We start from the raw sequence: 22,256 nt of genomic DNA on the forward strand, positions 1-22,256 counted from the left end.
TCGAGGACGCCCCCGCCGCGGTGGACCCGGCGCCCGACGCCGCCCCGGTGGAGGAAGCGGAAGCGCCGGCACCCGAGCCGGCGCCGATCGAGAGCACCGACCCGGTGCCGGTCGACGCGGCCCCGCCGCCCGTGGTCGATGCGGTCCCGCCGGTCCTGGCACCCCCTCCGGTGCCCGAACAGCAGCCAGGCCTGCTGCAGCGCATCCGCGACCGGCTCGCCGGCGTGCGTGACGAGCAGCCACCGGTCGTCGAGCCGGCACCTCCGCCGCCACCGCCTCTACCCTGAGGATGTGACCCTCCGGATCGTCCTGCGCGTGGGGATCATCTGTGCCGTCGCCATGGCGTTGCTCGTCGTCGGTGTGACCTCCGAACGTGGCCTCTGGTGGCGACTGGTGACGTTCACCTACCAGGTCAACGTCGCGGCCGCCGCCTACTACCTGTGGACGCTGGTCCGGCCCCGGGCCGACGAGCGCGCCGCGTTGCGCGGCGCGGTGGTCCTCTACCTCGCCATGGCCGGCCTGGTGTGGAATCTGTTCCTGGTCGAGCGCAGCATGGGCTACACGGTCGCCAACCTGCTGCTGCACTGCGTCGTACCGGTGCTCGCGCTGTGCGACTGGGTGCTGGTGGACCGGCCGAATCTGACGTGGTGGCATCCGATCGCCTGGCTGGCGTTCCCAGCGGCGTACCTGGTGCTGGCGCTCCTCGTCCTCAACGACCTGGGCCGTCGGGCGCCCTACTTCTTCCTCGACGTCGACAGCGTGGGAGCCGGCGCGGTCGCCGCCAATGTCGGGGCGCTGGCCCTCGGCGTGCTGGCGCTGGGATATGCGCTGCTGGCCGTGGGCGGCGGTGTGAAACGTTCACCCGCATTACCCCGATAGTCGTTCAACAGGGGAGAACCCCGCCGATTACCTAGGATGGCACCGTGGCGAGCGCCTCACGTGAACACACCCGACGTCGTTCCTCGATCGGCCGCATCGCGGCTGTGCTGGGAGCGGTGACAGTCATGACCGGTCTGACGGTCGGCCCGTCAGCGGTCGGCGCCATCGGCTCCGCGGTGCCGACGCTGCCGTCGACGATCAGCGAGATGTCACCGTCGCCCGGTCAGACTGTCGGCGTGGGCCACCCGGTCACGGTCACCTTCACCGCACCGGTGTCCGACCGCGCTGCGGTCCAGGATTCCTTCGCGGTCCGGCCGGCTGATGCCACACCCGCGCAAGGCACGTTCACCTGGCTGGATGACCGGACCATGCAGTGGACGCCCACGCAGTTCTTCCCGGCGCACGCACCCATCGACGTCTCGGTCGGCGGCTTCGCGACCAGCTTCCAGACCGGGTCCTCGGTCGTCGGCGTCGCCGACCTCGACGCACACACGTTCACCGTCAGCATCGACGGCGTCGTCGCCCGGGAGATGCCCGCATCGATGGGCAAGCCGAAGCACACCACCCCGATCGGCAGCTTCACCGCGCTGGAAAAGCAGAAGTCAGTGGTCATGGACTCGCGGACCATCGGCATCCCGCTGTCGGATCCCGAGGGTTACAAGCTCACCGTCGCCGACGCCGTGCGCGTCACGTGGGGTGGGGTCTATGTGCACTCCGCTCCGTGGTCGGTGGGATCACAGGGGTACGCCAACGTCAGCCACGGCTGCATCAACCTCAGCCCGGACAACGCGGCCTGGTACTTCGACACGGTCAGCGTCGGCGATCCGATCATCGTGCAGGCGTGACCGGAGTCATCACTCCGTCATATTTGCTGCGCGGTCGCGGGGTAACCGTCTGTCACTGAAGACGGAGGTGCGACCATGCACGAGCACGCACACGAGACAGCCAGCCTCGCCGACGTGTCCCAGATCGGGGATTCGCCGCTACTGCGGGCAATGAGCGGCGAACACATCAGCGTCGAGGCCCACGACAATCTCGTTGAGATCGCCCGCTACGAAGAACGACTCGTTCAGCAGTTGGTCTGAATCCGGAATTTCGCCGTCGCGGCGTCGCTCGGCGTCCCGGTGAAGTTGCCGTCAGCGGTGCCCGTGATCGTGTACCGGCCCTGCTGCCCGGTGACCTGCGCCTCGCCGATGTTGCCCTGCCAGAAATTGCCGGAAAAGCCGCCGATGTCGCGGAATTCGACGGATTGCGCTTTCGGCGGACCGTCCATCGCCAAGACTGCGGTGAAGCCCTTGTCCTTGCCTGGTGTCTGGATGTACCAGGTGAAACCCGTCTGCTGGCAGGTCACCGGAAACGCCCCGCCGGCGTCGTTGCCGTCGATCGCGACGGTGGCCGTGGTGCCACCGAGGGCGGGCTCGGGCGACGAGCACGCCGTCAACGCGAGGACGGCGCCGCCGGCCGCGATGACCGCGGCGAGATGTCGAGTCTCCATGGCGCTCGACTCTATGCGGTCATCGGCCGTTGCCCGGGGACTTCGGAGCGCAATCTTTGCGGGGGCGTCATTGCAGAAAGGCAGCCGTCGCGGCATCGGCGGGCAGAAACGCCTCGATGCTCAGTTCCGCGGCAGTGAGGTCGAGCGCGGTCCCGAACGTCGTCACCATCGACAGCAGTCGCAGTTCGGCACCGTCGGGCGTCGTCAGCTCCAGCGGAACCGCCACCCCGCCCAGATCGGGGAAGCGGTCCTCGGCGCCCGGATATCGCACGACCTCGTCGAGCAGAGCGGTCAGCTCCCCGGTGTCGTCGGCTGCCACCTCCCGCCGCAACCGCTGGATCAGATGCCCACGCCATTGACCGAGGTTGCGGATGCGTGGCGCCAGACCCTCCGGATGCAGCGCGATGCGCAGCGCATTCGGCCGGTCGAGCAGGTGCGGTGCGACACCGGCGAGCAGCACGCTCGTCCCCGCATTGGCGCTGACCAGGTCCCAGACCCGGTTCACGACGATGCAGGGGTAGGGCTCATAGGCCTCCAGCACGCGCGCCAGACCAGCCTGCACCGCCGCCATGTCCGGTGCGTCCAGCGGACGCTCGCTGTACGCCGGGGCGTGACCGGCGGCGACCAGCATGTGGTTCTGCTCGCGTCGTGGCACATCGAGAACACCGGCCAGCCGCAGCACCATCGCCCGGCTGGGAGTCGCGCGGCCCGTCTCGACGAAGCTGATGTGCCGCGCAGACACCTCGGCCTCCAGCGCGAGTTCGAGCTGGCTGAGCCGGCGCCGCATCCGCCAGCGCCGCACCATCACGCCCACCGTGCGCGGCGCCGTGTCCTGTGTCGCCATCACGCCAGTGTGGCGGCCCCGGGTAGGCATCACCACTACCTCACAGGTAATTGCCGACCTGACCTCTGACGCGAATCGTGGAGGCATGGCCGAGACCACCATTCCGCGATGGCTGCGCATCATCCTGATCTGCGACCGGACCGGCTCCGCGTGGTATGTGGGCACGGGCTTCTTCTTCGCACCGATCCTGGCCATGGTGTCGCCGTGGCCGGCGGTGACGGCGGCGTTGTGGGTGATGATCGGACTGGCCGGGCTGTGGCTCGGACTGCTGGGGCTGGCGATGGCCACCGGCCTGGCGATGGTGCTGCGCGCCGGCGGCGAGATCGGGGACGACTATTGGCGCTCGGTCATCGACCTTCCGACCGCGCCCGACGCCGATCGCAAGCCGTCACTCAGTGGGCGACCGGACACCCCGAGCCGGTGTAATCGACCTGCCAGTGCTTGATCCCGTTGAGCCACCCCGAGCGCAGACGTTCGGGAGTGCCGATCGACTGCAGGTCGGGCATGTGGTCGGCGATGGCGTTGAACATCAACTCGATCGTCATGCGGGCCAGGTTGGCGCCGATGCAGTAGTGCGCCCCAGTGCCGCCGAACCCGACGTGCGGATTCGGGTCACGCAAGATGTTGAACGAATACGGATCGTCGAACACCTCTTCGTCGAAATTGGCCGACCGGTAGGACATGACGACACGCTGGCCCTTCTTGATGGGCACGCCGGACAGTTCGTAATCGCACAGCGCGGTGCGCTGAAACGACGTGACCGGGGTCGCCCACCGCACGATCTCGTCGACCGCGGTCGCCGGGCGTTCGGCCTTGAACAGCTCCCACTGGTCGGGATGTTCGGTGAACGCGATCATGCCGTGGGTGATCGAGTTGCGCGTCGTCTCGTTGCCTGCGACGGCGAGCAGCACCATGAAGAACCCGAACTCGTCGTCGGAGAGCTTGTGGCCCTCCACGTCTGCTTCCACCAGCTTCGTGACGATGTCCTCACCCGGCTGCTCGGCGCGCTGGGCCGCCAGCTGCATCGCATACATGATCAATTCCGTTGCGGCATTGCGGTTGTCGTAGTGAGCGAATTCCGGATCGTCGTCGCTGACCATCTGGTTGGACCAATCGAAAAGCTTCTTGCGATCCTCGATCGGCACGCCAAGCAGACCGGCGATGGCCTGCAGCGGGAGTTCGCACGACACCTGCTCGACGAAGTCGCCGGCCCCGGCGGACGCCGCGGTCTCGGCGATGGCGTGGGCACGGGCATCGAGGTCGGCGCGCAGCCGTTCCACCGCGCGGGGGGTGAAGCCGCGGGAGACGATCTTGCGCAGATGGGTGTGGTGCGGCGCGTCCATGTTCAACAACACGAACTTGCCGGTTTCGATCTGCTCTCCGGTCGAACCCTCGGGGTAGCGGGGGAGCGCCGTCTTCTCCAGGCTGGAGAAGACGTCACTGCGCTTCGAGATCTCTTTGACATCGCGGTGTTTGGTGACGACCCAGAAGCCGCCGTCCCCGAAGGGGCCCGCTCCACCCGAGGTCTGTTCGTTCCACCAGATCGGTGCGCTGCGCCGCAGTGCGGCCAACTCCTCGACCGGCAGGCGCTCGCAGTTGAGGTCGGGATCGGTGAAGTCGAAACCTGGCGGGAAAACCGGAGTCGGCATACGGGGGCTCCTTGCCGTCATGGGGCCGTCATGGGGCTCTTATCGATACCTACACCACGGGCGGGGGTCCTTGCGCCGACTTCGCAGACTTCTTCGCACCCGGCTGTAACGAATGTGACTCCCGGGGAGAAGCACAGGGTGACAATGATCCGATGCGGCCCGCAGCAGTGGCCGCACACCCGAAGGGGGCACCGGTGATGATCGGATGGCATCTCAAGACCGCCTCTGCCGTGGGCGCCGCCGCAGTCGCCGGACTGCTGGTGTGCGCACCGCTGGCAGCCGCCGATCCCGACCCGGCGGTTCCGCTGCCGGCCCCGGCTCCTGGCCCCGTCCAGCCGCCCGTCGATCCGGTCGCCGGCCCCGGTGCGCCGGTCCAGGCGCTGGCCGGTGGCCCAGCTGACGCGGCAGCGGCACCTCCCGCCGGCGTGCCGCACCTGTCCAGCCCCGAGAACCTGCCGCCGGGCACGACGGAAACACCGGCGCCGCAGACCCGCCTCGGCTATCTCCGGGACCTCTGGCACTCGATGCAGACCCAGGAGGTGTCCGGGTCGGACGCACTGCTGCTGCTGACGCAGCGCCCGATGTCGGCGACGCCCGGCATGCAGCCGACCCCGCCCGCACCGGCCGCACCGGCGCCGGCACCCGAACCCGCGCCGCTGGCCCCCTAGCTTCTAGAGCGCCGCGTCCGCCAACGCCTCGATGCGGGCCGGCACGTGCTTGTGCAACGGCGTACCCGCGTAGGCATCCCGCCATCGGCTCGACGTGAGCGCGTTCGGCGCCACGCCCGGCGCCACGACATGCCCTTCAGCGTCGACGTAGTCGACCCCGAACCCGTTGGGCAGTGAGGCATGCCCGGGCAGCATCGCGTCGCTGATCTCGACGACGGCCTCGGCCGTGCCGGCCGCGGTCCTGATACGGGCCCGTCCACCGTCGCAGAGTCCCAGCGCGGCCGCATCCGCGGGGCTGACCCGCAGCGCCCCCTGCGCATCCCGCGTGCGCCAGCTCGGGTCACGCAGGATGTCGTTGGCGGTGAAGGCGCGGCGCTCGCCGGCCGAGAGGACGATCGGGAACTCGGGTGACGTCAGCGCCGCCGGTGTCTCGGTCAGTTTCTCCACCTCCGCCAGCATCTCGGGTATCGCGATCGAGATCCTGCGGTCGTCGTGCGTGATGAGCGCGAAGTCGTCCTCGTACTCGTGGACGGTGAAGGTGATCCCGGAGCGTCCGGCGAGGATCGCCTCGAACAAGGCGTTCCCGTCGGCGTGGCCGGCGCGCCGCACCGCCTCCGGATAGGTCATCGCGGTCTTCTGCGCCAACCCCCACAGCGCCGCGGCACCGGCCAAGCCGTCGGGCAGCGCCGGCCCGAGCGTCTCGTACAGCACGAACGGAAGCACTTTCGCCAGGCCAGGATTGGCGCCGACCGCGGTGAGGAAGGCCGCGGCGAACTCGTCGAGACCGCGCTCGGCGGCGTCGCGCAGCGGGGCGAGCTCGGAGTCGTCGACGACGCCGAGGGCGCGGGTCAGGCGGGCCCAGATCTCAGGCTCGGGCAGCGTACCCGCCAACGGCTCCATCAGCCGGTGGCGCAGGTGGAAGGTGTTGCGGGGGAACTCGAGGTTGAAGAAGGTGGCCTCGGCCTTCTCGAACTGGCTGGCGGCGGGCAGCACATAGTGTGCCAGCCGCGCCGTTTCGGTCATCGCCACGTCGACGACCACGAGCAGTTCCAGACTTTCGAACGCCGCGTGCACAGCGGCCGAATCGGCGATCGAATGCGCCGGGTTGCTGCTCTCCACGATCAGCGCGCGGAACCGATCGGGGTGGTCGGTCAGGATCTCGTCGGGCACCACGTTGCTCGGCATCAACCCGCCGATGATCGGGGCGCCGGTGACCGGCGTGCGGCCGACCCCGCCGAGCCGAAACAGGGGCGCGAACGACGAATGCAGGTGCTGCGAGCCGCGTTTGGCGAAGTTGCCGGTCAGAATCCACAGCATCTTGTTGAGATAGGAACACAGCGTGCTGTTGACCGATTGTTGGACGCCGAGATCCTCGAACACCGCCACACTGTCGGCGCGGGCGATGCGGCGGGCCGCCTCCCGCAGCAGGTCCTCGTCGACTCCGCACCGCGCGGCGTAATCGCTGACGGGAACCTCGGCCAGCACCGCACGAACATCCTCGGCGCCGTTGACGTGCTCGGCGAGAAATGCTTCGTCGCAACGGTTCTCCTGCACCAGCACCGCCGCCAGCGCAGCCAGGCACCACGCGTCGGTACCGGGCCGCACGCGAAGGTGGAAGTCGGCCATCTTCGCGGTGTCGGTGAGCACCGGATCGATCACGATCATCGAGCGCGCCGGGTCCTTGGCGATCTCGTTGAGCACCACGCGGGCACGCGGGAAGCTCTGCGACATCCACGGGTTCTTGCCGACGAACACCGACACTTCGGCGTGGTCGAACTCGCCCCGGGTGTGACCGCCGTAGAAGTGGGCGTCGACCCAGTGCTCTCCGGTCTTCTCTTGGGCCAGCGCGTTGGACCGGTGGTAGGAGCCCAGTGCTTTGAGGAAGGCACCGCTGTAGGCGCCGCCGAGGTGATTGCCCTGGCCCCCGCCGCCGTAGTAGAGGATCTTGTCGCCGCCGTGCGTGTCGGTGATCGCCCGGAAGCCCGCGGCGATCTCGGAGATCGCGGTGTCCCAGTCGATGTCCTCGTAGGAGCCGTCAGGACGGCGGCGCATCGGGGAGGTCAGCCGGTTGCGCTGATTCTGGTAATGGTCCAGTCGCAGCGCCTTGTTGCAGGTGTAGCCCTGCGACGCCGGGTGGTCCTTGTCGCCGCGGATCCGGGCCAGCCTGCGATCGTCGACCTTCACGACGATGCCGCAGTTGCATTCGCACAGGATGCATGCGGTGGGTTGCCAGCCATCGGTCGTGTCGGTCATCGCGAGATTCGCTTTCTCGTTCCGGCGGGCAGTGCCGCGTGGATCATCTCTGCCAGTTGCTCGTGCACCCGGTTCAGAGGTTCGTCGTCGCGGTGTGCCCGTGCGATGACGATCGCCCCCTCGAACGCGGACAGCACGAACACCGCGAGGTCGTCCGCGCGCTCGCCTGCGACACCGTCGGCACGCAGCCGCGCGGCCAGCACCTCGCGCCACCGCGCGAAGGCTGCAGCGGCACGGTCGAGCACGGGCCGCTCGTCGGCGCCGGGATCACCGGCCTCGACGGACACCGCGACCACCGGGCAACCCGCTCGAAAATTGCTGTCGCGCAACAGTTGCGCCTGTCGGGTGAACAACTGGTTCACGGCATCCAGACACGACGGCGCCGCGTCGAGCTGGCGCACCATGAAGTCGGCGGCGTAGTCGACGGCCTCGCAGAGAAGCTGGGTGCGCCCGCCGGGGAAGTAGTGGTAGGCCGACCCGCGCGGGGCGCCGCTGTGCTCGAGCACGTCGGCGATCGCGGTGGACTGGGCGCCGCGCTCCCGGATCAGGAGCGCGGCCGAGGCGACCATGCGGTCGCGAGGACTCGTCATGTATGTAAACCTACATAACGCCGAGCCATGAAGGAAGCGATTTCGGCGTGGTTGCCGACGCCCAGCGCCGACAACCACGCCGAAATCGCTACACCGCGGCGGCCTCGTTCAGCTCGGAGAGCCTGCCCGTCGCCTCCAGGTACTCCTGAACCCACCGCTCGATCACTGTGGCGGTCTTCTCGACCTTGGTGAACTGGCCGACCACCTGACCGACGGGGTTGAACGCAACGTCGACAGACTCGTTCGGGTACTTGTGCGTCGCGGCCACCGCCATGCCCGACACCATGTACTGCAACGGCATACCCAGGGGCTTCGGGTTTTCCGGGTCCTCCCAGGCTTCGGTCCAGTCATTCTTGAGCATGCGGGCCGGCTTGCCCGTGAAGGATCGACTGCGCACGGTGTCACGGCTGGTCGCCTTTGCATACGCGGCGTGCTGGACGGGCGTGTGCTCGGACTCCTCGACCATCACCCACTGCGATCCCGTCCAGGCGCCCTGGGCGCCCAGCGCGAGCGCCGCGGCGATCTGCTGACCGCTGCCGATGCCGCCCGCGGCGAGCACCGGCACGGGCGCGACCTCCTTGACCACCTGCGGCCACAGCACGATCGACCCGATGTCGCCGCAGTGGCCGCCGGCCTCGCCGCCCTGGGCGATGATGATGTCGACGCCGGCGTCGGCGTGCTTGCGCGCCTGATAGGGCGATCCGCACAGCGCCGCTACGACACGACCCTGCTCGTGGATGTGCGCGATCATGTCGGCCGGCGGCGTGCCGAGCGCATTCGCGATCATCGTGACCTTCGGGTGCTGCAACGCCACCTCGACCTGCGGGGTCGCGGTCGCCTCGGTCCAGCCGAGCAGCTGCAGGGCGTCGTCGTCGCTGTGCTCGACGGGCACGCCGTGCTCGGAGAGGATCTTCTTGGCGAAGTCGATGTGGTCCTGGGGCACCAGATCGTTGAGCGTCTTCTTCAACACCTCGGGGTCCATGTCGGCGGCATCGGAGCCCTCGTACTTGTTCGGGATCACGATGTCGACCCCGTAAGGGTGATCACCGATGTGCTCGTCGATCCAGTTCAGCTCGATCTCGAGCTGCTCGGGGGTGAAGCCGACTGCGCCGAGCACGCCGAAGCCGCCGGCCTTGCTCACCGCGACGACGACGTCACGGCAGTGAGTGAAGGCGAAGATCGGGAATTCGATGCCGAGTTGATCGCACAGGGGAGTATGCATAGTCCGCTCCTGGTGGGCTCATGGGCCGAACGCGTCGGAAATTAGAACGTGTTCTACTTTAGTACACCGCGAAGGCCGTCGTGGCTACCCCGGCCCGGTGTGGTGACCCGCAGCACCGGCCAGCCCTCGGCCGCCGCGCGAGCGGCGAGCTCGCGGCGCGGGTTGACCGGACGCGGCTGACCGACCAGCGACATCAGCGCGATGTCCTCGTTGCCGTCGGCGTAGAACCAGCTGTCGGTCAGCGCGATGTCGCGGCGTTCGCACAGCGCCACCACCGCGTCGGCCTTGCGCCGCCCCCAGATCACCGGGCGCTGGATCCGGCCGGTCAGGCGGCCGTCCGCGTCGACCTCGAAGTGATTGCAGACCACGTGCTCGATCTCGAGGAACCTCGCGACGGGCTCGGCGTGGATGGTCAGCGCCGACGAACACATCACCACGGTGTGGCCGCGGCGCTGGTGGGCGAGCACCACCTCGTGCATGGCGGGGAAGAGCCGTGACCGCACGCGTTCGCGGAACAACCGCTCACCGATGTCGTCGAGTTCGGCCAGCGACTCCCCGCGCAGATATCCGGCCGCGCGCTCGAGCAGCTTGGCGAAGTCGACGCGACCGAAGCGGTAGCGCATCGCCGCCTCGATGACACCGGTCACCTCGCCGAGCCGCGCCTGCCGGCGACGAATCCGGTCCCCGGCGTGCGCGGTGGCGGTGAAGCCGTCGACCAACGTCCCGTCCAGATCGAAGAACGCCCCGACCTGGGAGCCCCGTGGGCTCGCCGCGATCGCCGCCGGCAGCTCGGCGGGGAGAGCGGGCTCGACGGTCACGATTTCCTCGCATCTGGCCGGTCTGGCAGCGTTGACTCGCCATGCTACGGGCCGCGCCGACACTCCTGGTTTAATCTGTGCCGGTCGCCGCAAACGGCCACGGTAGTTTGGTAGCCGGGTTCAGGAAGCAGCCTGTGCGAGAGGTGAATGAGAGTTTTCGCTCTCGCAGTGGGCGCACAGCGGCCTGACATGGAAGGTGAACCTTGGACGAGCAAGCAGCCGACGGCACAGCCGCCTCAGCAGGGGCTTCGAACTGCGACGTTGCCGAACGATGGGTCGATGGGGTGGCCATCGTGGCGGTCTCCGGCGTCGTCGACATGCTCACGTCACCGCAGCTGGAGTCCGCGATCGACGCCGCACTGGCACAGAAGCCGTCGGCCGTGGTGATCGATTTCACCAACGTGGAGTTCTTGGCCTCGGCCGGGATGGGCGTTCTGGTCGCCGCACACGACAAAGCCGGCTCTGAGGTCGCATTCAGCGTGGTAGCCGACGGTCCGGCGACCAGCCGACCCCTCAAATTGGTGGGCATCGCCGAGATCGTGAGCCTCTATCCGAGCCTGGATGAGGCACTGGCGGCACGTGACGCGTAGGAAAGCCGCGTAGAAACGTGCGTCTTGGGGTAGCCACCGCTTGCCATGATCGATTCCATGCCGCCGGCTGAAGTTGCCAATGCAGAGCGTTTCGAGCGATTCGGCCTCTACGCCGACGCCGGAACGGTCGCGATGGCGCGTCGTGAATTCGCCGCGTGGCTGAACCGTTTCTTCGCTCTCGACGAGGAGCGAAGCAGCGATCTGGTGTTGGCCATCAACGAGGCGCTGGCGAATTCCGCGGAGTTCGCCTACCGGCTCGCCGAGCGACCCGGCACGATCGACATCTGCGCTCTCTACGACGCCGAGCGCCAGATCCTGACCGTCGACATCACCGACCGGGGCACGTGGCGTACGCCGCAGACCGACCCGGTGCCGCGCACCCGCGGCCGCGGCATCCCGCTGATGGAGACCCTGTCCGACCGGGCCGTCATCGAGCCCTCCACCCAGGGCACCCACGTGCGCCTGGAGTGGCACGGCGTCAGCCGCCTCTGACACTCACCTCCGGTACGTCCCGGCGCCGGCGACCAACGGCAGGTCGAGCGTCGTGCGGACACCTGCCTCGGCGGCCACCACATCGGGAATCGCATTGACGATGCGGCCGGCGGCGGCCAGGATCGCCGCGTAGTTGTGGTCGCCGGTGCGACTGGTCGGGCAGATGTCCATCACGTAGGACGGCTCGCCGGTGATCTCCACCCGGTAGGACCCGCCCTCTTGCGCGGGTTGCGCCCAGTCGGGTCGCAGATCGTTGCGGAGCCGCGTGATGTGTTCGACCACGATCACCGGTTCGGAGCCGACGAGGCCCTGGATCTGGAACCGCACCGCCGCGACGGTGCCCTTCTTGATCGTGCCGACGGCGACGTCGAAGTCCTCGGGTGCGGGCTCCTGCTCGACGCTGTCGCTGATCTCGTCGATCTCGACGCCCAGACCGGCGGCCAATTGCCGGATGGCCACGCCCCACGCGGCGCTCAGCACGCCCGGCTGGTAGAGGAACGGCAGGTCGCCGATCTCGTTCCCGAAGCCCATCACGTCGAACATCACGGTGGCGCCGTCGTAGGTCGCGTAGTCCGCGATCTCCATCGTGCGGATCTGACTGACGCGCGCACACGTGCCTGCCAGCGCCAGGGGCAGCAGATCGGTGACGAAGCCGGGGTCGACCCCGGTGACGAACACACTGGCATTGCCCTGGCGGGCAACCGATTCCACCCTCTCGATCGCCCTCTCGCCGATGACACCCCAGGGGTAGGCGAGGAAGCCTGGTGACGAGCCGACGACGTTGATCCCGGCCTCCAGGAAGGCGCGGACGTCGGCCAGCGCCTCCTTGGGCCGGATGTCGCCCATCGCGCAGTAGACGACGCAGTCCGGTGCGTCGGCGATGATGGCCGAGAGATCGCCGACCGCAAGGACACCCGTCGTGCCGTCGAGGTGGGCCAGTTCTGCGGCGTCCTTGCCGAGCTTGTCCGCCGAGGACACCCACACGCCGGTCAGCTGGAAGCGCGGATCCTCGATCAGCTGCCGCAGCGTCAAGCTGCCGCAGTTGCCGGTCCCGATCTGCGCCACTCGAATCGTCATGGCGAGCAGTATGCGTGCTGCGCCACCGAATTGGAACAGGTTCTAATTCGTTGTGGGAGGGTGAGGTAGCCTGACGCCCCATGGGACGCGTGGACGGAAAAGTGGCACTGATCAGTGGTGGCGCACAGGGGATGGGCGCCGAGGACGCCCGGGCGCTGATCGCCGAGGGCGCCAAGGTGGTGATCGGCGACATCCTCGACGAGAAGGGTCGAGCGCTGGCCGACGAGATCAACGCCCAGACCCCGGACTCCATTCGCTACGTGCACCTCGACGTCACCCAGGCCGACGAGTGGGACGCCGCGGTGGCCACCGCGCTCGAGGCCTTCGGCACACTGAACGTTCTGGTCAACAATGCCGGCACCGTCGCACTCGGCAAGATCGGTGAGTTCGACATGGCCAAGTGGCAGAGGGTCATCGACGTGAACCTCACCGGGACGTTCCTGGGCATGCAGGCCTCCGTCGAGGCGATGAAGGCCGCCGGAGGCGGATCCATCATCAACATCTCGTCTATCGAGGGCTTGCGCGGCGCGGTGATGGTGCACCCGTACGTGGCGTCGAAGTGGGCGGTGCGCGGACTGACGAAGTCGGCGGCGCTGGAACTGGGCCCCCACAACATCCGGGTGAATTCGGTGCATCCCGGCTTCATCCGCACGCCGATGACCAAGTTCTTCCCTGACGACATGCTGCGAATTCCGCTGGGCCGGCCGGGCCAACCCGACGAGGTCGCGAGTTTCGTGGTGTTCTTGGCCAGTGACGAATCGCGGTACTCGACCGGAGCCGAGTTCGTCATGGACGGCGGATTGGTCAACGACGTTCCGCACAAGTAGCGCCACACTCTCCGGCGTCGACGGAGCGCGCCGTTAACAGCAGTGCCGTCGACGATCGGCGTCCTCGCGGGATACGCACCACCCTGATCGTCGTCGTGCTGGCCGCCCTGGTGGCAGTGCTCGGCGTCGCCGATCTCCCCGAGTTCGCTCGCCCCACTCCTGCCCCGGCACGCGTCGAGCTGGCCGAGGGCTGGGGCCTCGCGTCGGCGCGCGTCATCGGAGACGACGGCGCGGCCGTGTCGTCACCGGGGGCCGCCCAGGCGGGGTGGCACCCGATCGCCCACATGCCGGCCACCGTGCTGCAGACGCTGCAGGCCGACGGCAGCTATCCCGATCTCTACGTCGGCACCCGGCTGCGCGACGATGTGCCCTGGGATCTGTATCGACAGGACTGGTGGTACCGCACCACCTTTCACGCACCCGGTGGGCACGCGACCTATCTGCTGGACTTCCCGGGCATCAACTATCGCGCCGAGATCTGGCTCAACGGCCACCGCATCGCCACGGCCGACCAGATCGTCGGCATGCACGCCGCACATCAGGTCGACGCGACGCCGTGGATTCACCGCGACGGCACGAATGTGCTGGCGGTCAAGGTGACTCCCGAACAGGCACTGCAGGACGTCGACGGCGTCGAACTGGCCGACAGCTGGTACGACTGGATCAACTGGCGCTATCTCGGGTATCGCGCTCAACCCGATGCCTCGCCCGTCAACAACTCCTTCGTCCCGGATCGCAACGCCGGCATCTGGAAGCCCGTGACCCTGCAGATGTCTCAGGACGTCTCGCTCGGCGAGAGCGCCGTGACCTCCGAACTGCCACTGCCTCGGACGGATTCGGCCACACTGACGGTGTACACGACAGTCCGCAACTATTCGCCGGAGAGCGTGCGCGGCGTGGTGCGCGTGACCATCAGCCGAGCGGCAAAGCCGACCGTGACGCTCGATCAGCGAGTGACGTTGGCGCCGGGGGAGAGTCGCGAGGTGCGCTTCGGCACCGACCGCTATCCGGAGTTGACGCTCGACCACCCCGATCTGTGGTGGCCCTACACCATGGGCGACCCCGCGCTCTACGACCTGCACACCGAGTTCCGTCGCTTCGGGCACGTATCCGACGACCGCACACAGCGTTTCGGTATCCGCACCGTCACCCAGCACCGCGATGGCGACACCAGCCACCCCGAACTCGGCGGCGGGGGCAACTTCTACCTCACCGTCAACGGCCGCGACTTCCCGGTGCGTGGCGCCGCCTACACACCCGATCTGCTGTACGCCGACGACCCGGCGCGCGACGCCGCCACGCTGCGCTACGTGCGCGACCTCGGCCTGAACATGCTGCGCATGGAGGGCAAGTTCCCCGGCGAGCGGCTGGTGCAGATGGCCGACGAACTCGGCATCCCGCTGATGCTGGGCTTCATGTGTTGCAACCAGTGGGAGAAGTGGTCGCAGTGGGACGCCGAAGACAACCGGGTCGCCCGCGACAGCCTCACCTCACAGATCACCATGTTGCGTTCTCACCCCTCGGCTTTCGTGTGGGCCAACGGAAGCGATGGCACGCCACCGCCGGACCTGCTGGCTGACTACCGCCGGATACTCGGAAACCTGCACTGGCCGAACGCCGTCGTCGACACGGTGTCGAGCTTCGCCCGCGACGCCGAGGGCACCGTGCTCTGGGACGGTATCCACATGGCCGGACCGTACAGCTGGCGCCCGCCCAGCTACTGGTTCGCCGGCCGGTACGGCGCCGCGCGGGGCGCCAACGCCGAGCAGGGCGACAACGAACACATCCCGCCGATGGCGAGCCTGCGCCGCTTCATCCCGCCCGACAAACTGTGGCCGATCAACGACACCTGGTACTTCCACGCCGGTGCCAACACCAGCAACTCGGCGTTGACGACGATCCGCCGCGCTGTCGACAGACGTTACGGTCCGTCCTCGAGTGCCGAGATGTTCACCACCAAAGCTCAACTGGCGCACTATGAATCGACGCGAGCTCAGTTCGAGGCATTCGCCGCGGGCGGCTGGGACAGACACAAGATGACGGTCTACTGGATGCTCAACAATCACTGGCCCTCGTTCTTCGGTCACCTCTTCGACTACTACCTGCGCCCGGGCGGCGCCTACTTCGGCGCCAAGACCGGGCTGCGTCCGCTGTCCGCCGTCTTCGACGCCTACGCCACCGGCGACCACAGCCGGGCCGCCGTGACCGTGGTCAACCAGACGATGGCCGATCAGCATGACCTGCGGGTGCGGGTGCGGGTGTACGACCTGGCAGGCCGGGTCCGCGACGACCGTACGAGCCCGCCGGTCGACGTCGCGTCCGGCGGGACCGCGACGGCGCTGTGGTTGCCCCGTGTCGCACCGGATTCCCCGGTGTTCTTCGTCCGCGTCGAATTACGCGATGACACAGATCATCTCGTCACGGACAGTACCTACTGGCAGTCGCAGCGCCGCGACGACGTGGGCGACCCGGGCAATGACCAGGCGTTCGAGCTGAGGCCCGCCCGCTGGGCCGACATGACTGCGCTGAACACCATGCCACGCGGCAGGCTGGAGGTCACCGCGAGGCACACCGCAGACGGAGTCGCGATCCGGCTGCACAATCCCGGCCCGGGAGTTGCCTTCTTCGCCCGCGCCGAGCTCACCTCCGGCCCCGACGCCGACGAGATCCTGCCGATCACCTACACCGACAACTACGTGACCGTCTACGGCGGCGAGACCGTCGAGATCCGGGCAGAGCCACTGTCGGACGCTCCCCGCGCGGACTGGGTGCGCGTCACCGGCTACAACACCGCACCCGTCACCGCTGCGGTCCGCTGACCGATGCGTAGTGTCGTCAGGTGTGAGCGCACGGGCGGGCATCGTCATCACCGGGACCGAGGTCCTCACCGGCCGGGTGGCCGACCTCAACGGTCCGTATCTCGCTGATCGCCTGCTCGAACTCGGCGTCGAGCTCGCCCACATCACGCTGTGCGGCGACCGCCCCGCCGACATCGAGGCGCAGCTGAGATTCCTCGCCGACCAGGACGTGGATCTGATCATCACCAGCGGCGGCCTCGGCCCCACTGCCGACGACATGACCGTCGAGGTGGTCGCCCGCTTCTGCGACCGCGAGCTGGTGCTCGACGCAGAGCTGGAGACGACGATCCGGCGCATCGTCGGCAACCTGATGTCCCGGTACCCCGGCGTGGACGCCGAAGCCGTTCATGCCGCCAACCGCAAGCAGGCGCTGGTGCCGGCTGACGCGACGATCCTGACCCCGGTCGGCACCGCACCCGGTGTCGTGGTTCCTGGGCACCCGACGGTGGTGGTGCTCCCCGGGCCGCCTCGCGAGTTGCAGCCGATGTGGCAGGCGGCGGCAGCCACCGACGCGGTGGCCGACGCGCTCGCCGGCCGGACGCTCTATGAGCAGGAAACCGTGCGGATGTTCGGGCTGCCCGAGTCCGGTCTTGCCGAGACGTTGCGCGAGGCGCAGCGTGACGTCGACGGTTTCGACCGGCTGGAGATCACCACGTGTCTGCGTCGCGGCGAGCTGGAGATCGTCACCCGGTTCGAACCGCAGGATTCGCCCGTCTACGACGCGCTGCTGGCCACCCTGTCGGATCGGCACGCCCAGGAGATCTTCTCCACCGACGGGGCTCTGGTCGACGACCAGGTGGCGGCGCTGCTGACGGGGCGCGCGATCGCGACAGCCGAGAGCTGCACCGGCGGCCTGCTCGCCGCACGGCTGACCGAGCGGCCCGGATCGTCGGCGTACGTGTGCGGCGGTGTCGTCGCCTACGCGAACAGTGCGAAGGCCGAGGTCCTCGGCGTCGACCCCGGACTGATCGAGACGCACGGCGCGGTGTCGGAACCGGTCGCCGAGGCCATGGCCCGCGGCGCACTGGACAGCTTCGGGGCCGACACCGCGGTGGCGATCACCGGAGTGGCGGGTCCTGGGGGTGGCACGGAGGCCAAACCGGTGGGCACCGTGTGCTTCTCTGTGGCCCTGGCCGGGGGCGCCGTCGTCACACGGACGACGACGATGCCCGGCGGGCGCACGGACGTGCGGGACCGCTCGACGACGATCGCGATGCATCTGCTGCGCAGGGCGCTGAGCGCATCCCGCTAGGGTGTGCACCATGGTTGACACCGACGAGCGGCAGGCGTTCTCGGCGCTCGCCGAGCAGACGGGCTGGGCGCACCGCAGTTCCGAGCGCAACGACTACTTCGCCAAGGGCTCGGTCCGGGTCCACGTGGTGTGGCAGGACGACAGCGTGGTCAACGGCGGCACGCTCTACCACGACGATCTGCTGACGTCGTACACGCGCGAGCTGCCGACGGTGCAGAGCTGGCTCAGGCGCTGATCACGCGTCTGATGCAGAGGCGTCCCACAGCTTCGTCATCGCGGTGAGGATGGCCTCGGCCTCGCCGAGACCGCCGAGGTGGCTTTCCCCCGAGAGCGTGTAGAGCTCGGCGTCGGGCAGTCGCGACACCACGTGCCGACCGTGTGCGAACGGCACGATGTGGTCTGCGTCGCCGTGCCACCACCGCACCGGCTGCTTGACATCGGCGAGCCGGAAGCCCCAGTCGCGGGCGAACACCACGACATCGGCGAACGGAGCGGCGAGTTGCTTGCGACTGCCGTTGAGCAGGTCGTCGAGGAACATCGCCCGGAACTCCGGTCGTGCCAGGAGCCTGCGGTCGCCTTCAGGGGAGAGCGCACCGTAGAGCCCGATGATCGGCGTGGCGATGGGTTTGACCAGGCGGATCAGTGGAGTGGCCACCATGCTCAACGTCCCGCCCACACGCGCGAGCACCGGTGCCGCGGGCACCCCGACGGTGCCCATCACCCCGCCTCCGATCGCGTCGGGCCCCTTGGTGGGGGCGACGCCGCCCAGGACGCCGGCGGCGACGACCCGGTCGGGCATCGCTGCAGCAACGCCCAGTGTGTACGGTCCACCGCCGGACAGCCCGATCACCATCATCTTGTCGATGCCCAGCGCGTCGGCCAGCACGCGGAGGTCGTCGGCGAAGTCGATGACCCGCCCGTAGGCGTACGGGGTGGACGAGCCGATACCGGGTCGGTCGATGCCGATCAGCCGGATGCCGTTGTGCTCGGCGTAGAGCCGGGCCTCCTGCGGGATCTGACGGCGCGCTCCTGGGGTGCCGTGCAGCCAGAACAACGGTGTGCCCTGCGGATCGCCGAATTCGGCGAACCCGAGACGGCGGCCGGCGCGGTCCGGGCCGACGGCGACGTTGCCCTCGAGCTTGGGACGGGTGATGTCGTTGGACATGCGCGTCAGTGTCGCATGGCAGGCGACAGTGTCAGCCAATGATGTCAGCCGACCCCGACCCAGCCCGGTGGCCGGCGATCGGCCCACCCCACGGCTGTTTCCAGCTGTGCAGCCAGTGCCAGCAGAACCTCTTCGCCGGGCGCCATGAGTTGCACCCCGATCGGCAGACCGTCGGACGTCGTCCCGAGGGGCAGCGAGATCGCTGCCCACCCGGTCACGTTGGCCAGGGACGTCCACCCGGTGGTGGCGAACTCCACGTCGAAGAACGCGCGGGTGGTGCCGCGGGGTTGATCGAGCAGTCCGTAGGGCGGCGGGGGAGTCAGCAGTGTGGGCACCAGCAACACGTCGTGGTCGAGCATCTGTGTGGCGAACCGACGTGTCTGCGCGTGGATCGCGGCGATCGCCTCGGCGTAGGCGACCCCGGTGGTCTGGAAACCCTCCTGGATCATCACCCAGGAACTCGGCTCGAATTCGTCTTCGCGTGGCTCCCGACCCAGATGCTCGCGCGCCATCGAGAAGAGTCCGACGTTGCTGACGGTGTGCAGGACGGCGATGGCGTCGGCGACGGCGTCGGCGTCGATCGTCGGGGCGCCCGACTCGACGTGATGACCCAGCTCGGCCAGCACCGCCGCTGTTCGCTCGACGGCCGAGGAGACGGCGGGGTCGGTCACCGGACCGGGGAACGGCGATGACGTGGCCACCATGATGCGTTGCGGCGCAGGGGGATTGGCGATGATCTGCAGGAACGGTTCGACCGGCGGCGGCGCCGAATAGGGATCACCGACGCCGGTGCCGGTGACGGCGTCGAGCAGCGCCGCGCTGTCACGTACGGTGCGGGTGAGGACGTGCTCGTTGACCAGACCTTCGAGGCCGTGGCCGGCACCCGGGGCGAACGAGGTACGTGCGCGCCGCGGTTTGAGTCCGACCAGACCGCAGCACGCCGCGGGCACGCGGATGGATCCGGTGCCGTCACCGCCGGAGGCGGCAGGCACGATGCCGGCGGCGACCGCAGCGGCCGAGCCGCCGCTGGACCCGCCGGGCGTGATCCCCGGCCCCCACGGGTTGGCGGTGGCCCCGAACAACGACGGTTCGGTCGTGCAGTGATTGCCCCACTCGGGGGTGTTGGTCTTGCCGAAGATCACCAGGCCGGCGTCGGAGTAGCGCTGCACGATCCAGGCGGTGTCGGCAGCGACGTGGGTGCGCAGCGCACGGCAGCCCATCGCCTCCGGTGCGCCGGCCAGCGATGCACCCAGATCCTTGAGCAGAAACGGGACGCCGCCCAGCGGACCCGCCTGTCGGCTGCGCAGCTCACCCGATGCGTCGAGGGCGGCTGCGGCGTCGCGGCCGTGCTCGAAGAGGTCGGTGATCACCGCATTCAGAGCACGCCCTGCGTCGACGCGGATGATCGCGGCCTCGAGAAGCTCGGTGGCGCTCAGTTCGCCGGCCGCCACCAGGGCGGCCTGGCCGACGGCGTCGATCTCGGCGAGTTCGACCGCGGTACGTGGATCCATGCGTGAATCCTTCCGGTCCGCGGCGCGCCCCGGCAACCCGAGCGGGCTCAGCCGACTGCGGCGCCGTAGCTCAGCACCCCGAGGAAGAGGCTCAGCGCGCACAGGCAGAAGGTGGCGAGTGCGTACGGCCATGCGCTGGCGCGCCGGATCAGCGCCACCACGGTCACCACCAGGCCGATCAGTCCGAGCAGCGCGGCGGCGGCCAGCGAGGTGAACACGGCCGTGACGGCGCCGTCCACACTGCACGTCGCCGGCGGACAGTGGTCGAGAAACGCCAGCGAGAACAGCCCGAGGACAGCTGCGACGGCTCCCATCAGCACCGTCGCGACGAGCAGGGCGATCGAGGTCGCCAGATCTGCACGTGACCGTCGCGCCGGATGCGTCACGGTGTGTCTTCGTCCGCCTGCCGGGCAGCGCGCCCGGCTGCCAGCTCGCGATCCTTGCCCAGGATGCTGTCGGTCACCGCGAGTGCGAGCAGGATGTCGCCGACGGTGATGGTCAGCCCCCACCAGTACATCCAGCGGATCGTCAGGTCGGGCTGCGCGGCGAAGTATACGAACAGGAAGATCGGGCCGACGATCCCGAACACGAACATCATCAGCTGTATGCGCACGTAGACCCACAGACTCGACATCGCGCGACAGTGTGACCTTCGGCCCACCTGTGCGTCAACGGTCGGTTCTACGGGCACAGCAGGAACTGAGACAAACTAATCTTGACGGAACTGTCTATTCCCCGATGAGGTGACGTGATGTATCGAGCGACACGAGCCGCGGTTGCGACCGCGACACTGCTGATCGCCACACCCCTGTTCGCCGGTGTGGCGACTGCCGACGACTCGGTGGTCAGCATGCCGTTCTCCGAGAAGCTGCGCCGCTGCGACTTCACCCAGGTCAAGTACGTGGGCGGCAGCGGTTACGGTCGCCCGTCGGCCCAGCTGCGCGTCCAGGGCGGGGAGGTGATCGCCGATGTCGAGTTCTTCACCGGTGTCCCCAACACTCCGTACGACCTGCGACTGATCCAACTGCCCCGCTCCTCGGCGGCTGACTGCGGCGCGGGAGCGCCGGGAGTGTCCGCGACGACGCTGTTCACCGACGGCGTGGGTACCGGGCATGCCACAGTGCGTGGACCGTTGATGCCTGGCGCCACCGGCGCGTGGCTGGAGATGACCCGACCCGGGACGTTCAGCCAGAAGCCCGATGAGTTCTACACGACCGATCTCATCGTCAACCTGTCATCGGCTGCCTGACAACCGATCACGCGGCGACCACGATGGTGAGGTGGTCTCCGCGCCGCTCGACGCGCATCCCGGCACGCCGGGCGATGCCTGCCACCGCAGCGGCGTCAGCGGGGTCCGACCGGCTCGTCGACAGGGCGCGGGCCAGCCGGCCCTTGTGAGCTTTGTTGAAATGACTGACGACGGTGCGACGTCCGTCCTCGTGTTCGGCGATCACGTCGACCGTCACCGCGCCGGAAACCTTGCCGAGGTTGGCGTAGGACCCCGACCGGAGATCGACGATCAGGTCGCTGGAAGCGAGATCTGCCAGCACCGGCTCCAACGCCGGCCGCCATGTGGACGCCAGCGTCGGGCGGCCCGGCAGCTTGGAGCCCGCCGAGAGGCGGTAGGCCGGGATGGGATCGTCGGCGCGCAGGACACCGAACAGCGCCGAGACCACCATCAGGCGGGCGGCAGCACGGGAGGCCGCAGTGCCGCGCAGTGAGGTGACGTCGAGCGCGTCGTAGAGGACGCCGGTGTAGCGGTGCATCGCCGGCATCGTGGGCGCTGACCTCAGCGCCGCGTTGCGTTCGATCTCGCTGTCCTGGCTCGCCGACAGGCCCAGCGCGGCGCGACTTTTCGCCGGATCCGCGGCCAGTGCGATGAGCTCGTCGACGAGTTCGGCGCGTACGTCGCGCAATGCCGGCGAACTCAGCGAGTCCAGAGCCAGGGCCGGTCCGTCACCGCCGCCGCGTTTGGTTTCCGACGGGGGCAGCAGCACGATCACGGCAGTGACGGTAGCGCCTCCGGATCACCCCGCCGGAGGCGGCGGGGGCGGCGGGGGCAGCAG

25 protein-coding genes and 1 pseudogene are annotated in these 22,256 nt (G+C 68.6%); 13 read left to right on the forward strand and 13 right to left on the reverse strand.

Annotated elements, in window-relative coordinates:
- The 4 genes and pseudogenes from DMB80_RS25515 to DMB80_RS28280 form a co-directional block, all read left to right on the forward strand.
- Window positions 1-287: pseudogene (locus tag DMB80_RS25515) on the forward strand (DUF7159 family protein); the annotation flags it as partial.
- Window positions 288-339: 52 nt separating this feature from the next.
- Window positions 340-879 carry a Pr6Pr family membrane protein gene (locus tag DMB80_RS25520; protein WP_205538922.1) on the forward strand — a complete coding sequence of 180 codons (540 nt, stop codon included), beginning with the start codon at window positions 340-342 and terminating at the stop codon, window positions 877-879.
- Between the two features lie 125 nt (window positions 880-1,004).
- Window positions 1,005-1,724 carry a L,D-transpeptidase gene (locus tag DMB80_RS25525; protein WP_111512417.1) on the forward strand — a complete coding sequence of 240 codons (720 nt, stop codon included), beginning with the start codon at window positions 1,005-1,007 and terminating at the stop codon, window positions 1,722-1,724.
- Window positions 1,725-1,799: 75 nt separating this feature from the next.
- Window positions 1,800-1,964, forward strand: coding sequence for a hypothetical protein (locus DMB80_RS28280; protein WP_162938716.1), 165 nt, complete (start codon window positions 1,800-1,802; stop codon window positions 1,962-1,964).
- Here the strand turns inward: DMB80_RS28280 and DMB80_RS25530 are convergent.
- Window positions 1,949-2,374, reverse strand: a complete 426-nt coding sequence (locus DMB80_RS25530) for a lipoprotein LpqH (protein ID WP_048422390.1) — start codon at window positions 2,372-2,374, stop codon at window positions 1,949-1,951. The two genes, DMB80_RS28280 and DMB80_RS25530, sit on opposite strands and share 16 nt — an antisense overlap.
- A gap of 67 nt (window positions 2,375-2,441) precedes the next feature.
- Window positions 2,442-3,218 (reverse strand): helix-turn-helix transcriptional regulator, encoded by a 777-nt coding sequence (locus tag DMB80_RS25535; RefSeq protein ID WP_111512402.1) that lies wholly within the window; start codon window positions 3,216-3,218, stop codon window positions 2,442-2,444.
- An 85-nt stretch (window positions 3,219-3,303) separates the two neighbouring features.
- Here DMB80_RS25535 and DMB80_RS25540 point away from each other — a divergent pair, with 85 nt between their 5' ends.
- Window positions 3,304-3,663, forward strand: a complete 360-nt coding sequence (locus tag DMB80_RS25540; protein ID WP_111512403.1) for a hypothetical protein — start codon at window positions 3,304-3,306, stop codon at window positions 3,661-3,663.
- Here DMB80_RS25540 and DMB80_RS25545 read toward each other — a convergent pair.
- The gene (locus DMB80_RS25545; RefSeq protein ID WP_111512404.1) at window positions 3,611-4,867 is read right to left on the reverse strand and encodes a cytochrome P450; all 1,257 of its coding nucleotides are present in this window, start codon (window positions 4,865-4,867) and stop codon (window positions 3,611-3,613) included. The genes DMB80_RS25540 and DMB80_RS25545 overlap by 53 nt on opposite strands.
- 152 nt (window positions 4,868-5,019) lie before the next feature.
- On the opposite strand from DMB80_RS25545, the gene DMB80_RS25550 reads away from it, so the two are divergent.
- Entirely contained in the window at window positions 5,020-5,535 is a 516-nt protein-coding gene (locus tag DMB80_RS25550; protein WP_237165572.1) for a hypothetical protein, read from the forward strand.
- Window positions 5,536-5,538: 3 nt separating this feature from the next.
- On the opposite strand, the gene DMB80_RS25555 is transcribed toward DMB80_RS25550, so the two are convergent.
- The 4 genes from DMB80_RS25555 to DMB80_RS25570 all read right to left on the reverse strand — a co-directional run bounded on the left by DMB80_RS25555 (window position 5,539) and on the right by DMB80_RS25570 (window position 10,418).
- On the reverse strand, window positions 5,539-7,788 hold the full coding sequence (locus DMB80_RS25555; RefSeq protein ID WP_111512405.1) for a molybdopterin-dependent oxidoreductase: 2,250 nt from the start codon (window positions 7,786-7,788) through the stop codon (window positions 5,539-5,541).
- Window positions 7,785-8,378, reverse strand: a complete 594-nt coding sequence (locus tag DMB80_RS25560; RefSeq protein ID WP_111512406.1) for a TetR/AcrR family transcriptional regulator — start codon at window positions 8,376-8,378, stop codon at window positions 7,785-7,787. The genes DMB80_RS25555 and DMB80_RS25560 overlap by 4 nt, the downstream gene beginning before the upstream one ends.
- Before the next feature lie 88 nt (window positions 8,379-8,466).
- Window positions 8,467-9,600 carry a nitronate monooxygenase gene (locus DMB80_RS25565; protein WP_046365795.1) on the reverse strand — a complete coding sequence of 378 codons (1,134 nt, stop codon included), beginning with the start codon at window positions 9,598-9,600 and terminating at the stop codon, window positions 8,467-8,469.
- Between the two features lie 53 nt (window positions 9,601-9,653).
- Entirely contained in the window at window positions 9,654-10,418 is a 765-nt protein-coding gene (locus tag DMB80_RS25570) for an HAD family hydrolase (RefSeq protein ID WP_111512407.1), read from the reverse strand.
- A 203-nt stretch (window positions 10,419-10,621) separates the two neighbouring features.
- Between DMB80_RS25570 and DMB80_RS25575 the strand changes: the two genes are divergently transcribed.
- Window positions 10,622-11,008, forward strand: a complete 387-nt coding sequence (locus tag DMB80_RS25575; protein ID WP_048422398.1) for an STAS domain-containing protein — start codon at window positions 10,622-10,624, stop codon at window positions 11,006-11,008.
- Between the two features lie 45 nt (window positions 11,009-11,053).
- Window positions 11,054-11,500, forward strand: coding sequence for an ATP-binding protein (locus DMB80_RS25580; RefSeq protein ID WP_111512408.1), 447 nt, complete (start codon window positions 11,054-11,056; stop codon window positions 11,498-11,500).
- 3 nt (window positions 11,501-11,503) lie between these two features.
- On the opposite strand, the gene DMB80_RS25585 is transcribed toward DMB80_RS25580, so the two are convergent.
- Window positions 11,504-12,577, reverse strand: coding sequence for an NAD(P)H-dependent amine dehydrogenase family protein (locus tag DMB80_RS25585; protein WP_111512409.1), 1,074 nt, complete (start codon window positions 12,575-12,577; stop codon window positions 11,504-11,506).
- A gap of 80 nt (window positions 12,578-12,657) precedes the next feature.
- Between DMB80_RS25585 and DMB80_RS25590 the strand changes: the two genes are divergently transcribed.
- From DMB80_RS25590 to DMB80_RS25605, 4 genes are all read left to right on the forward strand, one after another.
- Window positions 12,658-13,404, forward strand: a complete 747-nt coding sequence (locus tag DMB80_RS25590) for a glucose 1-dehydrogenase (protein WP_111512410.1) — start codon at window positions 12,658-12,660, stop codon at window positions 13,402-13,404.
- 95 nt (window positions 13,405-13,499) lie between these two features.
- A complete protein-coding gene (locus DMB80_RS25595; protein WP_240431387.1) occupies window positions 13,500-16,223 on the forward strand; it encodes a glycoside hydrolase family 2 protein in 2,724 nt (907 codons plus the stop codon).
- A gap of 22 nt (window positions 16,224-16,245) precedes the next feature.
- Window positions 16,246-17,514 carry a competence/damage-inducible protein A gene (locus DMB80_RS25600; protein WP_111512411.1) on the forward strand — a complete coding sequence of 423 codons (1,269 nt, stop codon included), beginning with the start codon at window positions 16,246-16,248 and terminating at the stop codon, window positions 17,512-17,514.
- A 10-nt stretch (window positions 17,515-17,524) separates the two neighbouring features.
- Complete coding sequence (locus DMB80_RS25605) at window positions 17,525-17,749, forward strand: hypothetical protein (RefSeq protein WP_048422484.1); 225 nt, start codon at window positions 17,525-17,527, stop codon at window positions 17,747-17,749.
- Here the strand turns inward: DMB80_RS25605 and DMB80_RS25610 are convergent, their stop codons facing one another.
- The 4 genes from DMB80_RS25610 to DMB80_RS25625 are packed head-to-tail and all read right to left on the reverse strand — an operon-like array spanning window position 17,750 to window position 20,824.
- The gene (locus tag DMB80_RS25610; protein ID WP_111512420.1) at window positions 17,750-18,679 is read right to left on the reverse strand and encodes an alpha/beta fold hydrolase; all 930 of its coding nucleotides are present in this window, start codon (window positions 18,677-18,679) and stop codon (window positions 17,750-17,752) included.
- A gap of 44 nt (window positions 18,680-18,723) precedes the next feature.
- Entirely contained in the window at window positions 18,724-20,190 is a 1,467-nt protein-coding gene (locus DMB80_RS25615) for an amidase (protein ID WP_111512412.1), read from the reverse strand.
- A gap of 47 nt (window positions 20,191-20,237) precedes the next feature.
- Complete coding sequence (locus DMB80_RS25620; RefSeq protein ID WP_111512413.1) at window positions 20,238-20,576, reverse strand: hypothetical protein; 339 nt, start codon at window positions 20,574-20,576, stop codon at window positions 20,238-20,240.
- On the reverse strand, window positions 20,573-20,824 hold the full coding sequence (locus tag DMB80_RS25625; protein ID WP_111512414.1) for a hypothetical protein: 252 nt from the start codon (window positions 20,822-20,824) through the stop codon (window positions 20,573-20,575). Before DMB80_RS25625 ends, DMB80_RS25620 begins: the two co-directional genes overlap by 4 nt.
- A gap of 117 nt (window positions 20,825-20,941) precedes the next feature.
- Here DMB80_RS25625 and DMB80_RS25630 point away from each other — a divergent pair, with 117 nt between their 5' ends.
- Window positions 20,942-21,439 (forward strand): hypothetical protein, encoded by a 498-nt coding sequence (locus DMB80_RS25630; RefSeq protein ID WP_111512415.1) that lies wholly within the window; start codon window positions 20,942-20,944, stop codon window positions 21,437-21,439.
- A gap of 7 nt (window positions 21,440-21,446) precedes the next feature.
- On the opposite strand, the gene yaaA is transcribed toward DMB80_RS25630, so the two are convergent.
- Window positions 21,447-22,193 (reverse strand): peroxide stress protein YaaA, encoded by a 747-nt coding sequence (gene yaaA, locus DMB80_RS25635; RefSeq protein WP_111512416.1) that lies wholly within the window; start codon window positions 22,191-22,193, stop codon window positions 21,447-21,449.
- Window positions 22,194-22,256: the final 63 nt, after the last annotated feature.

The sequence above is a fragment of the Mycobacterium kyogaense genome, assembly GCF_003254575.1.
Lineage (GTDB): Bacteria > Actinomycetota > Actinomycetes > Mycobacteriales > Mycobacteriaceae > Mycobacterium > Mycobacterium kyogaense.

Coding starts and splice junctions, on each gene's coding strand:
- DMB80_RS25565 (WP_046365795.1), bottom strand. CDS start 9,600: ATGCATACTCCCCTGTGCGATCAACTCGGCATCGAATTCCCGATCTTC.
- DMB80_RS25590 (WP_111512410.1), top strand. CDS start 12,658: ATGGGACGCGTGGACGGAAAAGTGGCACTGATCAGTGGTGGCGCACAG.
- DMB80_RS28280 (WP_162938716.1), top strand. CDS start 1,800: ATGCACGAGCACGCACACGAGACAGCCAGCCTCGCCGACGTGTCCCAG.
- DMB80_RS25615 (WP_111512412.1), bottom strand. CDS start 20,190: ATGGATCCACGTACCGCGGTCGAACTCGCCGAGATCGACGCCGTCGGC.
- DMB80_RS25535 (WP_111512402.1), bottom strand. CDS start 3,218: ATGGCGACACAGGACACGGCGCCGCGCACGGTGGGCGTGATGGTGCGG.
- DMB80_RS25525 (WP_111512417.1), top strand. CDS start 1,005: ATGACCGGTCTGACGGTCGGCCCGTCAGCGGTCGGCGCCATCGGCTCC.
- DMB80_RS25550 (WP_237165572.1), top strand. CDS start 5,020: ATGCGGCCCGCAGCAGTGGCCGCACACCCGAAGGGGGCACCGGTGATG.
- DMB80_RS25630 (WP_111512415.1), top strand. CDS start 20,942: ATGTATCGAGCGACACGAGCCGCGGTTGCGACCGCGACACTGCTGATC.
- DMB80_RS25580 (WP_111512408.1), top strand. CDS start 11,054: ATGATCGATTCCATGCCGCCGGCTGAAGTTGCCAATGCAGAGCGTTTC.
- DMB80_RS25520 (WP_205538922.1), top strand. CDS start 340: ATGGCGTTGCTCGTCGTCGGTGTGACCTCCGAACGTGGCCTCTGGTGG.
- DMB80_RS25530 (WP_048422390.1), bottom strand. CDS start 2,374: ATGGAGACTCGACATCTCGCCGCGGTCATCGCGGCCGGCGGCGCCGTC.
- DMB80_RS25625 (WP_111512414.1), bottom strand. CDS start 20,824: ATGTCGAGTCTGTGGGTCTACGTGCGCATACAGCTGATGATGTTCGTG.
- DMB80_RS25560 (WP_111512406.1), bottom strand. CDS start 8,378: ATGACGAGTCCTCGCGACCGCATGGTCGCCTCGGCCGCGCTCCTGATC.
- DMB80_RS25605 (WP_048422484.1), top strand. CDS start 17,525: ATGGTTGACACCGACGAGCGGCAGGCGTTCTCGGCGCTCGCCGAGCAG.
- DMB80_RS25610 (WP_111512420.1), bottom strand. CDS start 18,679: ATGTCCAACGACATCACCCGTCCCAAGCTCGAGGGCAACGTCGCCGTC.
- DMB80_RS25540 (WP_111512403.1), top strand. CDS start 3,304: ATGGCCGAGACCACCATTCCGCGATGGCTGCGCATCATCCTGATCTGC.
- DMB80_RS25545 (WP_111512404.1), bottom strand. CDS start 4,867: ATGCCGACTCCGGTTTTCCCGCCAGGTTTCGACTTCACCGATCCCGAC.
- DMB80_RS25585 (WP_111512409.1), bottom strand. CDS start 12,577: ATGACGATTCGAGTGGCGCAGATCGGGACCGGCAACTGCGGCAGCTTG.
- DMB80_RS25555 (WP_111512405.1), bottom strand. CDS start 7,788: ATGACCGACACGACCGATGGCTGGCAACCCACCGCATGCATCCTGTGC.